Annotated in this window: 10 protein-coding genes and 1 riboswitch; of the genes, 3 read left to right on the top strand and 7 right to left on the bottom strand. The window is 73.9% G+C overall.

All coding sequences use genetic code 11. The features are described from left to right. The 5 genes from PVK74_RS08610 to PVK74_RS08590 form a co-directional block, all read right to left on the bottom strand. Entirely contained in the window at window positions 1-1248 is a 1248-nt protein-coding gene (locus PVK74_RS08610; protein ID WP_274478762.1) for a type III PLP-dependent enzyme domain-containing protein, read from the bottom strand. Then, window positions 1241-2740 (bottom strand): class I adenylate-forming enzyme family protein, encoded by a 1500-nt coding sequence (locus PVK74_RS08605; protein WP_274478761.1) that lies wholly within the window; start codon window positions 2738-2740, stop codon window positions 1241-1243. Before PVK74_RS08605 ends, PVK74_RS08610 begins: the two co-directional genes overlap by 8 nt. Next, on the bottom strand, window positions 2737-3981 hold the full coding sequence (locus PVK74_RS08600; RefSeq protein WP_064445647.1) for an acyl carrier protein: 1245 nt from the start codon (window positions 3979-3981) through the stop codon (window positions 2737-2739). Before PVK74_RS08600 ends, PVK74_RS08605 begins: the two co-directional genes overlap by 4 nt. Window positions 3982-4057: 76 nt before the next feature. After that, complete coding sequence (locus PVK74_RS08595) at window positions 4058-5272, bottom strand: inositol-3-phosphate synthase (protein WP_051610915.1); 1215 nt, start codon at window positions 5270-5272, stop codon at window positions 4058-4060. Between the two features lie 39 nt (window positions 5273-5311). Further along, window positions 5312-6586 carry a DegT/DnrJ/EryC1/StrS family aminotransferase gene (locus PVK74_RS08590; protein WP_274478760.1) on the bottom strand — a complete coding sequence of 425 codons (1275 nt, stop codon included), beginning with the start codon at window positions 6584-6586 and terminating at the stop codon, window positions 5312-5314. Window positions 6587-6691: 105 nt separating this feature from the next. Between PVK74_RS08590 and PVK74_RS08585 the strand changes: the two genes are divergently transcribed. The 3 genes from PVK74_RS08585 to PVK74_RS08575 are packed head-to-tail and all read left to right on the top strand — an operon-like array spanning window position 6692 to window position 10556. Beyond that, window positions 6692-7828: a glycosyltransferase gene (locus PVK74_RS08585; RefSeq protein ID WP_274478759.1), complete on the top strand. Its 1137-nt coding sequence runs from the start codon at window positions 6692-6694 to the stop codon at window positions 7826-7828. A 14-nt stretch (window positions 7829-7842) separates the two neighbouring features. Then, window positions 7843-9282: a condensation domain-containing protein gene (locus tag PVK74_RS08580; protein WP_274478758.1), complete on the top strand. Its 1440-nt coding sequence runs from the start codon at window positions 7843-7845 to the stop codon at window positions 9280-9282. A 38-nt stretch (window positions 9283-9320) separates the two neighbouring features. Then, window positions 9321-10556, top strand: coding sequence for an MFS transporter (locus PVK74_RS08575; RefSeq protein ID WP_043323370.1), 1236 nt, complete (start codon window positions 9321-9323; stop codon window positions 10554-10556). Window positions 10557-10577: 21 nt separating this feature from the next. Here PVK74_RS08575 and PVK74_RS08570 read toward each other — a convergent pair whose 3' ends face one another. Both PVK74_RS08570 and PVK74_RS08565 read right to left on the bottom strand, forming a co-directional pair. Continuing rightward, the gene (locus PVK74_RS08570; protein WP_043323372.1) at window positions 10578-11606 is read right to left on the bottom strand and encodes a ribonucleotide-diphosphate reductase subunit beta; all 1029 of its coding nucleotides are present in this window, start codon (window positions 11604-11606) and stop codon (window positions 10578-10580) included. Next, window positions 11597-13993, bottom strand: a complete 2397-nt coding sequence (locus PVK74_RS08565) for a ribonucleoside-diphosphate reductase subunit alpha (RefSeq protein WP_069088465.1) — start codon at window positions 13991-13993, stop codon at window positions 11597-11599. The genes PVK74_RS08570 and PVK74_RS08565 overlap by 10 nt, the downstream gene beginning before the upstream one ends. A 113-nt stretch (window positions 13994-14106) precedes the next feature. Next, window positions 14107-14323, bottom strand: a riboswitch (cobalamin riboswitch). Window positions 14324-14384: the final 61 nt, after the last annotated feature.

Raw genomic sequence — 14384 nt, 5'->3', positions numbered from 1 at the left:
TCACCTTTCTTCTCGTGGTTCGTCAGTGGCTCCCGGCGGGTCGACCGGGTGCCGTGTCAGGGTCAGCCGGGACGTCTCGACGACGCGGTCGCCGTCGCAGACGACCTCGACCGGCGCCGGGTGGCCGAGGAAGGCCAGCAGGCTCGCCGAGAGCCCGTACGCCCCGACGTTCGGCACGGCGAGCACGTCGCCGGGCCGTACGTCGGGCAGGCTCGCGGCTCGGGCCCAGGTGTCCAGCGGCGTGCACAGCGGCCCGGCGACGATCGCGGCCTCCAGTGGCGCGCCGTCGCGGTCGTCAGCGGCGTGCAGGGCGGGCACGAGCGGCGGCAGCCGGCGCAGGCCGGACATCCCGCCGAGGTGGTTGATGCCGGACTCCAGCACCACCACCGGCGTGCCCTGCGACCGCTTGACGTCCAGCACCCGAGTCAGCAGCGTGCCGGCGGTGGCGGTGAGGAACCGTCCCGACTCGAAGGCCACCGTGGGCGCGCCGTCGCGCCAGCCGGGGAAGAGCCCGTCCAGGGCCGGGCCGACCCGGTCGGCGAGGCCGGTCAGGTCCGCGTTGTGGCCGGGCCGGGCGAACGGCGCGCCGAAGCCGCCGCCGAGGTCGAGCAGGGTCAGGTCGATGTCGAGCAGGTCCCGCAACCGCCGGGCGGTACGCGCCGCGGCGGTGAACTGGGACACCAGCGCATCCACCGAGTCGACGTTGCTGCCGGTGTAGAGGTGGAACCCGCGTACCGGGGCCGACGGGCGGGAGCGGAACCGGTGCGGTTCCCGCTCGATCCAGTCGGCGTCGGCGCCGAACTGGGACGCGACGCCGGTCATGGTGAGCCCCTGACCCGGGTTGGGCACCCGGTCGTTGACCCGCAGCAGGCAGCGCAGTTCGACGCCGTGCGCGGCGGCGATCCGGTCGGCCTGGTCCAGGCCCTCGGGCGAGTCGACGGAGAACCAGCGGACACCGGCACGCACCGCCTCGGTCACCTCGGCGTCGCGCTTGCCCGGTCCGGTGTAGAGCATGCGCTCGCCCGGCACGCCGGCCCGCAGAGCCGCGGCCAGCTCGCCCGGCGAGCAGATCTCCGCGTCGCAGCCGGCGGTGTGCAGCGCCGCGACCAGTGCCGGGTGCGGGTTGGCCTTGAGCGAGTAGAACAGCCGGCTCGGCGCGGGCAGCGCGGCGACCAGGGCGGCGTGGCTGGCGCGTACCCGGGCCAGGTCGTAGCGGTAGGCCGGGGTGTCGAAGGGCAGGTCAGCCATCGTGCTCACCCGCCAGCCGGGCCAGCGCCCGCCGGTCCACCTTGCCGTTGCCGGTGAGCGGCAGGTCGGGCAGCACGACGCAGCGCGCCGGCACCTTCATCTCCTCCAGCTGCTCCCGTAGCCGGCGCAGCACGTCGGCGGGGGTGAGCGCGGCCACCACGAACAGCGTCGCGCCGTCGTGGCCGTCGGCCGGCGGCAGCACCCCGGCCGCGGCCACGCCGTCGACCCGGTACGCCGCGGCCTCCACCTCGGTGGCGCTGACCCGGGTGCCCTTCTCCTTGTAGACGTCGTCGCGCCGGCCGGCGAAGTGGACGTACCCGTCGTCGTCCACGTGGCCGTGGTCGCCGGTGTGCAGCTGCGGGAAGAGCCCGTGTACGCGGCGGAACCGCTGGGCGGTCAGCTCGGGCCGCCGCCAGTAGCCGGCCATCACGTGCGGGCCGCGTACCACCAGCTCGCCGGGAACGCCCGGTGGTTGACGCCGCCCCTCGGCGTCCACTGTGAAGATCTCGGTGCCGGGTAGCGCCCGCCCGCAGGCGCCGGGCCGGCGCAGGTCGGCGTCCGGCGGCATGATCGCCGCGCGTTTGCACTCGGTGAGGCCGAACATGAGCTGGACGCTCAGGCCGGGCAGCAGCCGGCGCAGGCCGGCCAGCACCTCCGGGGGCATGGCGGCGCCGGTGTTTGTGAGCAGGCGCAGCGGCGGGCGCGGCGCGCCCGCCCGGCCGAGCAGCCGCAGCAGGTTGATCGCCAGCGACGGCACGCAGGGCAGCACCGTGGCGCCGGACTCGACCAGGCTCACCAGCAGGCGGCCACCGGTCTCCGCGCTGTCGCCCAGGCGCAGCCGGGCGCCGGCGACGGTGCTGAGGAAGATCTGGTAGAGGCCGTAGTCGAACGACGGCGGCAGCAGGACGTGCACCACGTCGTCGGGCCGGTAGCGCAGCTCCGACTGGATCGCCCGGACGGCGAACGTGACCTGGGCGTGCGTGGAGACCACGGCCTTGGGCATGCCGGTGCTGCCGGAGGTGTAGATCAGGCAGACCGGGTCGACGGCCAGCGGGCCCGGCCCGGCCGGCGCGTCGCCGCCGGCCGCGCCGGATGCCGCGCGCCGCAGCGCGGCGGCCCCTCGCGCCGGGACGCCACGGGCGTGGCACAGGCCGGTGAGCACCCGGTCGTCGGTGAGGACCAGGACCGGTTCGGCGTCGTCCAGCACGTGGGCGAGGGCGACCTCGGGGGCCGGCGTCCGGAGAACGACGAAGACCGCGCCGGTACGGGCGACCGCGTACAGCAGCGCCGGCAGCGTCGCGTCGGCGGGCAGCGCCACCAGCACCCGGTCGCTGCGCCGGACGCCCTGCCCGCGCAGCCAGCCGGCCAGGCGCAGGCTGTCGGCCCGCACCTGACGGTACGTGCGCTCGACGGTCCCGTCCCCGGCGGCGGGCGCGTCGGGGCGCGCGCCGGCGGTGCGGTCCAGCAGGTCGTGCAGCAGTTCGGCACTCATCGGGCACCTCCGGTGGCGGCGCCGAACATGGCGCACAGGGAGCCGACGTCGCGCAGGTCGGCCGCGGAGAGCGCGGTGGCCGGAACCTCGACGCCGAGCCGCCGCTCGACCCGGTCGATGACGTCCACCAGCCGGAACGAGTCGAAGCCGGGAAGCTCCCGGAGCACGTCGGTGGTGCGCAGCGTCGAGCCGTCCAGGTCCAGGGTTTCGCCGAGCGCGCCGAGCACCGCGGCGCGTACGCCCTCCCCACCTGCCGGGTCCGGCGCGGGCGGCACGGCGTCGTGGCCGGGCGTGGCGGCCGGTTCGGCGATCGACTCCAGCGCGTCGAGGTGGTCGGAGATCAGCTCGCCGAGGGCGTCCGCCAGTTCCGGCGCGGCCGGCCGGCCCGCCTGGGCCCGTCGCAGCGCCACGTAGCTGCGCGTGGCGAGCTGCTGCCAGCGGGCGGCCTGCCCGGCCAGCGCGGCGGCGGCCTCCGGCGCGACCGCCGCGAGCCAGCGCTCGTGCAGGTCGCGTGCGCGCGCCAGCAGCCAGACGTCGAGCACGAAGCGGTGCAGCCCGGCCACCGTGTCCAGGGCGGCGCCGGTGCGGTCCAGGTAGCGGGCGATCTCCGGGCGGGCCCGGCGAGCCCGGGCGGCGTTGCCGGCGAGCATGGCGGGCACGTCGATCGCCGGCGCCGGGTGCGCCGTCACCGCCAGCGTGTGCGCGCCGCCGGCCAGCGCCGCGTCGAACGCGGCGGTGGGCAGCCGCCACACGCCGGGCCGCGCGGGTCCCCAGGCGGTGTCGTTGTGGTACGCGTCGACCACCGTGACCTGATCCGGCCCGGCCTCGGTGGCGAGGAAGCTGTGCCGCATGTGCTCGTGCCCGTGGTAGGGACACCACGGCAGGTCGTACGCGTCGGCGGTGACGTAGAGCGGCTGGCCGGGCGCGCACAGCCGGCGGACCTGCGGGCCGTCGAGCTGCATCCACCGGCCCTCGACGCGCAGGCCCAGCAGGTCGACCGCTTCGGCGGCCCGGTCGTCCGAGGTCGCCTCGACGGAGATCAGAGCGTCCTGATCCCGGGTGCGGAACCCGTACCGGGCGCCGAGGGCGAGATGGCTGCCGGACCCGTTCGCGTAGTCGGCGAGCAGAGCGAAGCTCGTCTGGAGACAGTCCAGCGCGGTCGCGTGCAGACCGGTCAGGATCGGCGTCCACACCGGATCCGTGCTCGGCCGGTCCGGCGCGTTCGGGACGTGTGGGGACATGGGAGGCTCCTCGATGCGGATACGTGGGGCGGGGCCGCCGGCGCGGGAGTCGCCGCGCCGGCGGCCGGTACGAAGGTCAGCTGTCGCCGCGGCCGTCCAGCCCGTTGGCCCAGCTGGCGAGCGCCTGCGCCTGCTCGGCCAGCGCGTGCTCGTCGGTGCCGATCGGGTCCTTGAAGAAGAACCCCAGCTCCTCGATCGGGCCGACGTGCCCGGCGCGGTGCGCCGCGGCGGTCAGCCGGGCCAGGTCGAGCACCAGCGGGGCGGCCAGCGTGGAGTCCACCCCGCTCCAGGTGAGCTGCATGGACATCCGGACGCCGAGGAAGCCCTCGAACGAGACGTGGTCCCAGGCGGTCTTGTGGTCGCCGAGGTCCGGCACGTTGTCGATGTGCAGCGGGGCGGTGACGTCCTCACCGAGCAGCGCGGGCAGCACGCCCGACTTCGAGCTGAGCTTGCTGCGGGCGTTGCGCGGGTCCTCCAGCGTCGCCCCGTCACCGCCGCCGAGCAGGTTCACCCCGGCCCAGGAGAGCACGTGCAGGGCGCGGCTGGTGAACATCGGCGCCAGGGCGGTACGCAGCAGCGTCTCCCCGGTCTTGCCGTCGGAGCCGGCGAACGGCACCCGCTCCCGCTGCGCCAGCATCTCCAGCGCGGGCAGCCGGGCGCCGGTGGACGGGGTGAAGTCGACGAAGCCGCAGCCGGCCCGGAACGCCGCGTACGCGACCACCGAGCTGGCCGGCAGCGCCTTGTCGTCCGGGTCGGCCAGGGCGCGGGTCAGCGCGTCCAGGTCGTCGTGCTCGGGCCGGTGGTCGGCCGGCGGCTCGGTGGAGGACACGTTGATGACGACGACCCGGGACAGCCCGTGGCGGGCGCGGAACTCCTCGATGTCGCCGGCCAGCCGGTCGACCACCTCGGCCAGCGGTCCGGTCTCGGTACGCGCGTCGTAGCCGGTGCGCAGGTTCTGCTCGACCTCGGGCAGGCTGCCCCGCACGGCGGCCAGCACCGGCGCCGGGATGACACCGGAGTCGACGAGCGACTCGGCCTTCTTCTCCAGCGGCGTGTCGACGATGTCGTGCCCGCCGACCACCAGGTCGGTCCAGCTCACCAGCGGCGCGTCGCGCAGCATTCCGGTGTCGGTGACGCAGCCGGTCGAGTCGGCCATGCCGGCGCGCAGCGCCAGCAGACCGGTGATCGCCGTGGTGGCGACCGAACCGCGGGCGCCGTTGAGCCACACGCCGACGGGTGCGTCCGTTTCGGGGGACGGGGCGTGCGAGGTCTCGCGTTGGGTGACGGTCACGGGAAGACTCCTTCTCTGGGTGCGCCGGGACGGCGCGGTTCAGCGGGTGAGCACCTTGGTGACGGCGGCGGCGATGTCCTCCATGTCCTGTTCGGTGCCGAGGAAGGTGCTGTGGTGTGTCTGGACGGTGTGTGCGGCGAGCCACTCGGTGTTGGGGTACGTGCGCTCCCGGTGGATCGCCGCGAAGCGTTCGGCCAGCGGCGCGAGCAGCGGCTTCGTCCACGGCTGCAGCAGGCGGCTGCGGTGCAGCGGCTCGTCGGTGCAGTAGAACCGCCGGCCCAGCTCGGCGGTGAGCGCGGCGGCCACGGCGGCGTTGTCCAGGCCGGCCGGCAGCTCGTCGAAGACGATCGTGCCCTCGTAGATCGAGATGCGGGTCTGCCCCGGCGCCGGTTGCAGCAGCCGTACGCCGTCGACACCGTCCAGCAGCTCGCCGAGCAGCCGGTAGTTGTGATTGCGCACGTCGTGCTGGCCGTCCAGGACGGCCAGTTGCGCGCAGGCCACGGCGGCGGAGAACTCGCTCAGGCAGAAGTTGGCGCCCTGCACACCGGCGCTCTCCTCCAGGTCCAGTTCGCCGGCCGGCGTCCGGTCGCCCCGGTAGCGGCGCGAATCGGCCCGCAGCTCCTCGAGCACCGGCGCGAGCGTGTCGTCGTCGGTGACCACGGCCCCGCCCTCACCGCAGGTGAGGACCTTGCCGTGCTGGAAGCTGAAGCAGCCGAGCCGGCCGAGCGAGCCGGCCTGGCGGCCCTGCCAGGTGGCGCCGTGGGCCTGCGCGCAGTCCTCCACGACGGAGATGCCGCGCGGCCGGGTGACCGCGTCGAGCGCCGGCACGTCGGCCATGTTGGAGGCCCAGTGCACGGCGACCACGGCCCGCGGGTCCACGGACAGGTCGAGGTCGTCCGGCCCGACGCAGCCGGTGTCCCGGTCGACGTCGACGAGCACCGGGACCAGGCCGGCGCGCAGCGCGGCGGTCGCGGAGGCGGTCCAGGTCAGCGCCGGTACGAGCACCGTCTCGCCGTAGCCGAGGCCGAGTGACTCCAGGGCCACCACCAGGGCACTGGACCCGTGGTCGACCGGCACGCAGTGGCGGGTGCCGACGTAGCGGGCGAAATCGGCGGCGAAACGTCGCTCGAACAGGACGGTGTCGCCGACGGACGGGCTGCTGATCGCCCACCGGCCGCCGGTCAGCACCGCGGACAGGTTGGCGGCGGCATCCGGCGCGGGGGTCGGCCAGCGTGGCCATGGGCGGTGCGGCGGGCGGACCGGCCGGCCGCCGTCCACGGCGAGCCGCCGGTCGATGGGGATGGAGGTCGTCATGCCTTCGACCTTGATGGCCATCGATACATCAGCGGTACATGTGCGATGGCCGCAACGGCCGGCGCTGTGTATCGGCGCTGTACCCCGGTGGTCGAACCTCGGGGCATGAGCCGATCCGCATCGCCCGTGGGCGAACCGACCGAACCCCGCGCCGTCACGCGCGGCGTCTCCGTGGTCATCCCGGTCAAGGACCGGGTGGCGGAGATGCGCCGCCAGCTCCGCAGTCTGCGCGACGCCGCCCCGAACTGCCCCGAGCCGGTGGAGGTGGTGGTCGTCGACGACTCGGCGCCCGCCGCGGCCACCGCCCACCGGGCGGCCTGCGCCGAGTACGGCGCCCGCTACGTGCGCGGGCCCCGGCACGTCGGGGCCAAACGGAACCTGGGCGTCCGGCACGCCCGCCACGACCTGGTGCTGTTCACCGACTCCGACTGCCGGGTGCCGGCCGACCTGATCACCCGGTACGCGGCCCGGCTGCGCGCCTCCGGCGAGGAGGTCGCCGGCGTCACCGGCCCGGTGATCGTCGAGCCCGGCGACAGCGCGTTCTTCCGCGTGATGCGCCGCTCCTACCTGCTGCTCGGCGACCTGACCCGGCCGCTGCACTACGAGCGCGTGTCCTGGGGCGCCGGCGCGAACATGGCCGTCAAGCGTGCCGTCTTCGAGGCGGTCGGCGGGTTCCCGGAGGACTCCCCGATGCCGCTGGGCGGGGAGGACCTGCACCTCGGGCTGCTCCTCACCGACGCCGGCTACGTGCTGCTCACCGACCCGGACGGCGTGGTCACCCACGACACCGGCGTCGCCGACACCTTCCGCGCGGTCGCCTACCGGTTCACCACGTACGGGCGCTCCGAGCAGTGGCTCTGCCTGGCCCACCCGCACCGGCGCCGGTTCGTGCTCAACACCGCCAGCACGCTCGCCGTGACCGCGCTGGCCGGGCTGCTGACCGCCCGGCGCAGCGGGGGACGCAGCCTGCTCGCGGTGCCGGCCGTCGCGGCCGCCGTGATCGCCGCGAAGACACCCGGCCGGCTCGGCGGCGACCGGGGACCGCGCGCGGTGGCCGAGTCGATGGCCTGCGCGGCGATCGAGACGCTCTTCGACGGGGCCGCGTTCGTCACCTCGCTGCGGCTCGGCCGTCCCGACCTGCTCTTCACCGGCTTCCGCGCGCCGGACGAGGCGGACTACCAGCCGGACGAGACGGACCACCGGCAGGTCGCGCCGGTGGCCGCGCCGCCGGTGGCGGCCTGACGGGGGGAGTGGCAGTGCCGACGACGTACCCGCTGGCCCCCGGCCAGCAGATGATGTGGGAGTTCATGACCGCGCTCGACCCGGCCCGTCCCGGCGCCTCACGGCTCGTGGTGGTGGAGTTCCGCCGGTTGCGGGGCGCGCTGCGGGTCGACGTGCTGCGGCAGGCGATGCAGGACGTGGTGGACCGGCACGACGCGCTGCGGATGCGGTTCGACCGCATCGGCGTGCAGCCCGAGGTGCGGATCCTGCCGCACGTGGAGTCGCCGCTGGAGTACGTCGACCTGTCCGGACTGCCGCCGGCCGAGCAGCAGGCCCGCGTCGAGCAGATCGCGTACGCGCACCGCAACGACGCGTTCGACCCCGGCCGGGCGCCGCTGTGGCGGGCCGCGCTGGTCCGGCTCTCCGCGACCGAGCACGTGCTCGCGCTCTGCTTCTTCCACATGGTCTCCGACGGCTGGTCGTGCCGCGTCGTGGTGGAGGACCTGTGCCACGCGTACGCGGCCCGGCTCGGCGCGGCCGACCCGCAGCCGCCGCTGGGCGTGGACCCGGCCGCGCTCGCCGCGCTCCAGGAGGCGGAGCAGTCCGGCAACGGCGTCGACGCCGCCGCCCGGGCCGCGTACTGGCGGGACCGGCTGCGGCCGGTGGAGCCGTACCAGCTCTTCCCGGCGTCGCCGCCGGCGCCGGACGTCGCGCTCAGCGCCGAGGTGGCCACCCGCTTCGCGTTCCCGCCCGAGATCACCGCGCGGCTGCGCCCGGCCGCACGGCTGGCCCGCACCAGCCCGTACGTGCTGCTGCTCGCGGCGTACCTGGTGCTGCTGTCGCGGCGGGCCGGCCGGTCCCGGGTGGTGCTGGGCACCACCACGCTGGGCCGGGAGAGCCCGCTGTCCCGGCAGCTCGTCGGGCAGTTCACCAACAACGTCTACCTGCCGGTCGACGTCGCGCCGGACGCGCCGATGAGCGCTGTGGTCGGTGCCGCGCACGCCTCGCTGGCCGGGGCCGTCGCGCACGCCACCGCGTACCACCGGCTGGCCCGGGCGGTCCGTCCCGGCTTCGCGGCGATCCGCCCCTGGCCGGACAACCACCTGTTCGACGCCTGGTTCCAGTCCGCCGCGTCGGCGTCGCCGGTGCTGCACTGCCCGGATCTGCGGGTGGAGCCGGTCGACATCACCGCCCGGGCCGCGCCCGGCACCCCGCCGCCGGTGGTCGCCGCCGACGTGCCGCCCGAGTGTCTGCCCGTCTGGGTCAAGCGGGGTTCACCGATCGTCGTGGTGGACGACGACCGGGCCGGCGGCGTGGTGATCCGCAACCGGGGTGTCTTCGGCGACGACCTGGTACGCGGGCTGATCGACGACTACGTCGCGGTGGTCTCGGCGCTCGTCACCGACCCCGGCACCACACCGGAACGGGTACGCCTTCCTGACGGTGCGTGCTTCCTCGACCACGCGATCGGGTAGGAGTTCCGACGGACCGATCCCAGAGAGGTACGACGACCATGACGGACACCTCGACGAACCAGCACACGACGGAGCAGCCCGCGCCGCCGGTGCCCCGCTCGGCCGTACGGGCCCGCTGGTCGGTGGCGCTGCTCTTCGTCATCATGGGCCTGGCCATCGGCGGGTGGTCGGCCCGCGTGCCGGAGGTGCGGGACGCGGTAGGGGTCGGCAACACCGGCTGGGGCCTGGCGAACATCGCCACGAACGCGGGGGAGCTGGTCTCCCTGGTCGTGGTGGCGGTGCTGATCAGCCGGATCAACACCCGCCGGCTGGCGCTGGCCGGGGCCGCGCTGATCCTGCTCAACGCGCCGCTGCTGGCCGCGTCCACCACTGTGGTGGCGCTGGTCGGCGGCCTCGCGGTCTGGGGCTTCGCGGCGAACCTGCTGGCCACGCCGATGAACGCCCAGTCGGTCGAGGTGCAGAAGCGGTACGGGCGGCCCATCCTGTCCACGTTCCACGCGGGCTTCAGCATCGGCATGCTGGTCGGCGGCCTCTGCGGCACCGGGGCCGCGGCGATCGGGATGTCGCCGTCGGCGCAGATGGCCGTCACCAGTGTCCTGCTGGGCGCGCTGCTGATCGGCACGCACCGCTGGCTGCCCGACACGCCCCGCCAGGAGACCAAGGACGGCGAGGCGCGGCGCCGGCTGCGTGACCGGTTCACCCCGCAACTGCTGCTGCTCGCGGTGATCGCCTTCCTCGCCTCGTTCATCGAGATGGCCGGCGCCCAGTGGAGCGCGCTGTACGCGACCGAGGTGGCCGGCGCCACGGCGGTGCTCGCCGCGGCCACGTACACCTGTCTCTCGCTGGCCGCGACCGTCGCCCGGCTGTTCGGCGACCGGCTGGCCGGCCGGGTCGGGCGGATCCGCTTCGTCCGGCTGTCCGCGCTGGTCGCGACGGCCGGCGTGGCGCTGCCGGTGGCGTACCCCCATCCGGCGGCGGTGATGGCCGGGTTCGGACTGCTCGGGTTCGGCCTGGCGTGCGTGACCCCGACGGTGCTCGGCTTCGCCGGTGAGCAGCCGGGCCTCACGTCCGGCGAGGGCGTCTCCGTGGTGGCGATGGGCCAGTGGCCGGGCGCGCTGCTCGCGGCGCCGGTGATCGGCCTGCTCGCCGGCGCGCTGGACCTGCGTACCGCGTTCGTGGTGGTGGCCGTGCTGGCGCTCGCCGTGGTGGCGTTGATCGGGCGGGTGCGGGCGGCGGCGCTGCCCGGCGAGAGCCCGGCCCCGCCCCGGCCGTGACGGCCGGGGCGGGGGCGGCGGTCAGAAGTCGTCGTCGAACGTGACGCTGCCGGTCACCCCGACCTGGTACGCCGACACCCGCCGCTCGAAGAAGTTGGACAGCTCCTGCACGTCCTGCAACTCCATGAACGCGAACGGGTTGGCGCTGCCGTACATCGGGGCGATGCCGAGCACTGCCAGGCGCCGGTCTGCCACGTGCTGGAGGTACTCGCGCATGTCGGCCAGCGACATCCCCGGCACGCCCTGGCCCAGCAGGTCCGCGGCGAAGCTCACCTCGCACTCCACCGCCTCGGCCAGCATCTCCTTCACCTGCTTCTCCATCTCGGCGTCGAACAGGTCCGGTTCCTCGGCGCGTACGGTCTCCACCACGTCGAACGCGAACGCCATGTGCATGGACTCGTCCCGGAACACCCAGTTGGTGCCGGAGGCCAGCCCGTTGAGCAGGCCCCGGGAGCGCAGGAAGTAGACGTAGGCGAACGCGCCGTAGAAGAACAGGCCCTCGATGCACGCGGCGAAGCAGATCAGGTTGAGCAGGAACGCCCGCCGGTCGTCGCGGGTCCGCAGCTCGCGCAGCTCGAAGATCGAGTCGATCCACCGGAAGCAGAACTCGGCCTTGCGGGCGATCGACGGGATGTTCTCCACCGCGGCGAACGCGGCGAACCGTTCCTTCTCGTCCGGCACGTACGTGTCGAGCAGGTTCAGGTAGAACTGGACGTGCACCGCCTCCTCGAACAGCTGCCGGGACAGGTAGAGCCGGCCCTCGGGCGAGTTGACGTGCTGGTAGAGGTTGAGCACCAGGTTGTTGGCGACGATCGTGTCGCCGGTGGCGAAGAACGCCACCAGCCGCGACACCAGGTGCCGTTCGGCGGGGGACAGCTTCGCCAGGTCGGCGAGGTCCGAGTGCAGGTCCACCTCCTCGACCGTCCAGGTGTTCCTGATCGCGTCCTTGAACCGGTCGAAGAAGCGCGGGTAGCGCATCGGCCGCAGGGTCAGGTCCATGCCGGGGTCGAGCAGCATGTGCCGGGTCGGTGCGGTGGTGGTCACTGGCATGCCTCGCAGCTCTCGGGGTTCTCCAGGGAACAGGCCAGCGCCTCGTCGTCGCTCACGGCGGAGACCACGCCGGGCACCGGGGCGGGCACCGGGGCGACGGTGGCCTGCTGGATGCGGGTGGCGGGACGGGAACGCAGGTAGTAGGTGGTCTTCAGCCCGGCCTTCCAGGCGTACAGGTACATCGAGGACAGCTTGCCGATGGTCGGCGCGCTCAGGAACAGGTTCAGCGACTGGGACTGGTCGACGAACGGCGCCCGCGCGGCGGCCAGGTCGATCAGCGCCCGCTGCGGCAGCTCCCAGGCGGTGCGGAACAGCTCCCGCACCGGCGCGGGCAGCTCGGTGATGTCCTGCACCGAGCCCTCGGCCCGCTTGATCCGGTCGCGGACCTGCGGCGTCCACAGTCCGCGGGCCTTCAGCTCCCGCACCAGGTACGTGTTGACCTGGAGGAACTCCCCGGACATCGTCTCGCGCTTGAACAGGTTGGACACCTGCGGTTCGACGCACTCGTAGCAGCCGGCGATGGAGGCGATGGTGGCGGTCGGTGCGATCGCCACCAGCAGCGAGTTGCGCAGCCCGCCTGCGGCGATCCGCTCACGCAGCGCCGCCCACCGTCCGGCCTGCGCCGGCTCCGCGCCCCACAGGTCCGGGTGCAGGTCACCCTTCGCGGCCCGGGTCTGCGGGTACGCCGGATGCGGCCCGAACCGCTCGGCCAGCCCGGCGGAGGTCTCCAGCGCGGTCAGCAGGATCTCCTCCTGCACCCGGGTGGACAGCTCCTTCGCCTCGGGGGAGTCGAACGGCAGGCGCAGCGTGAAGAACGCGTCCTGCAACCCCATCAGGCCGAGCCCGACCGGCCGCCAGCGCGGGTTCGACGCCGCCGCCTGCTCGGCCGGGTAGTAGTTGATGTCGATCACCCGGTCGAGGAACACCACAGCGGTGCGGACCGTGGCGCGCAGCCGCTCCCAGTCCACCCCGTCGGCGGTGACGTGGGCGCCGAGGTTCACCGAGCCGAGGTTGCACACCGCCGTCTCGGCGTCGTCGTTCACCTCCAGGATCTCGGTGCACAGGTTGGACAGGTGGATCACGTTGCCCGGCTCACCGGTCTGGTTGGACAGCCGGTTCGCGGCGTCCTTGAACGTCATCCAGCCGTTGCCGGTCTGCGCGAGCGTGCGCATCATCCGCCCGTACAGGTCCCGGGCCCGTACCGTGCGGACCGCGTTCTTCTCCGCCGCCCGGTACGCGGCGTCGAACGCCTCCCCGTACAGGTCGGGCAGCTCCGGGGCGTCCGACGGATCGACGAGCGACCACTCGCCGTCGGCCTCGACCCGGCGCATGAACTCGTCCGGGATCCAGTTGGCCAGGTTGAGGTTGTGCGTACGCCGGGACTCCTCGCCGGTGTTGTCCCGCAGCTCCAGGAACTCCTCCACGTCCGGGTGCCACGGCTCCAGGTAGACGCAGGCCGCGCCCTTGCGCCGGCCACCCTGGTTGACCGCGGCCACCCCGGCGTCGAGCGTCTTGAGGAACGGCACGATGCCGTTGGACCGGCCGTTCGTGCCCCGGATCAGCGCGCCCCGGCCGCGCACCCGCGACCAGGCGATGCCGATGCCGCCGGAGAACTTCGACAGCTTCGCCACCTGGTGGTAGCGCTCGTAGATCGAGTCCAGCTCGTCGCGCGGCGAGTCGACCAGGAAGCACGACGACATCTGGGTGTGCCGGGTGCCGGAGTTGAACAGCGTGGGGGAGCTGGGCAGATAGGCCAGGCTGGACATCAGCCGGTAGAAGCCGACCGCCTCGCCCGGGGTGCGGGACAGCCCGCAGGCCACCCGTAGCAGCCAGTACTGCGGCGTCTCCACCACCAGCCGCGACTGCGGGTGCCGCAGCAGGTAGCGGTCGGCCACGGTACGCAGTCCGAAGTACTCGAACCGCCTGTCGCCGTCCGGGTCCACGGCGTCGTCGAGCTTGCGGGCGTGCCGGGCGACGAATGCGGCCGTCTCGTCGCCGATCAGCCCCAGCCCGTGCGCGTACGCGATCGACTGGCTGAAGCTCGCCACGCCCTGACCGCGGACCTCCTTGTCCACGTACGCGGCCAGCAGCCTTGCCGCCAGCTTCGAGTACTGCGGCTCCTCGCCGATCAGCTCCGCCGCGGTCTGGATCGACAACCGGTCCAGCTCGGCGGTGGTCGCCCCGTCGTAGAGCCCGCTGATCGTCTTGGTGGCCACCCGCAGCGGGTCCACCTCGTCCAGGTCGGCGACCCAGCGTTCGACCGCCCGGACGATCTTGCCGACGTCCACCGGCTCGGTGTCGCCGTCCCGTTTGCGTACCCGCATCGCCGGCCGGCGGGCCTCGGACCCGCCGCCGGTGGCCGGCGGGCTTTCCTGCACGACAGTCATGACCTCTCCTCGCTGTCACCGTCTGGAGACGGCGGGAGACGCCAACGGGCACGGCGCGGCCGGCCCGGCTGCTGGCGTCGGTCGTCCCGCGCGACCTCCGGCCGCCGTACGCGGAGGCGCACGGCGCGCTGGCAGGTCTTCGGACTCGCGGGCCCGACCGGGGTCGCCGGTCGCCTACCGGCCGTCGCTTCCCAGGCCGGTGGCCCAGTGCTGTTGACGGCTGTCGTTCCCACTCACCGCTGCGGGGCAGTCCCGGATTTCCACCGGGTTCCCTCTTGCCTCGGCCCCGCCCCGGAGGGCTCGGCCGAACCAGCTGCGGCACCACCATATATGGCGGTGGGGGCGGTTGGGCAACACCAGATGTCGTGTCGGGCGTGTCGCATGGATCTCA

The organism is Micromonospora chalcea, from assembly GCF_028768405.1.
In the GTDB taxonomy this organism is placed as follows: Bacteria; Actinomycetota; Actinomycetes; order Mycobacteriales; family Micromonosporaceae; genus Micromonospora; species Micromonospora chalcea.
Note: the sequence above shows the minus strand (reverse complement) of the source record. Positions and strands in the feature narration are given on the sequence as shown.

What these genes read in the sequence shown, in the direction of transcription:
- PVK74_RS08610 (WP_274478762.1), bottom strand. Translation starts at nt 1,248, where the DNA reads ATGGCTGACCTGCCCTTCGACACCCCGGCCTACCGCTACGACCTGGCC.
- PVK74_RS08605 (WP_274478761.1), bottom strand. Translation starts at nt 2,740, where the DNA reads ATGAGTGCCGAACTGCTGCACGACCTGCTGGACCGCACCGCCGGCGCG.
- PVK74_RS08600 (WP_064445647.1), bottom strand. Translation starts at nt 3,981, where the DNA reads ATGTCCCCACACGTCCCGAACGCGCCGGACCGGCCGAGCACGGATCCG.
- PVK74_RS08590 (WP_274478760.1), bottom strand. Translation starts at nt 6,586, where the DNA reads ATGACGACCTCCATCCCCATCGACCGGCGGCTCGCCGTGGACGGCGGC.
- PVK74_RS08585 (WP_274478759.1), top strand. Translation starts at nt 6,692, where the DNA reads ATGAGCCGATCCGCATCGCCCGTGGGCGAACCGACCGAACCCCGCGCC.
- PVK74_RS08575 (WP_043323370.1), top strand. Translation starts at nt 9,321, where the DNA reads ATGACGGACACCTCGACGAACCAGCACACGACGGAGCAGCCCGCGCCG.
- PVK74_RS08570 (WP_043323372.1), bottom strand. Translation starts at nt 11,606, where the DNA reads ATGCCAGTGACCACCACCGCACCGACCCGGCACATGCTGCTCGACCCC.
- PVK74_RS08565 (WP_069088465.1), bottom strand. Translation starts at nt 13,993, where the DNA reads ATGACTGTCGTGCAGGAAAGCCCGCCGGCCACCGGCGGCGGGTCCGAG.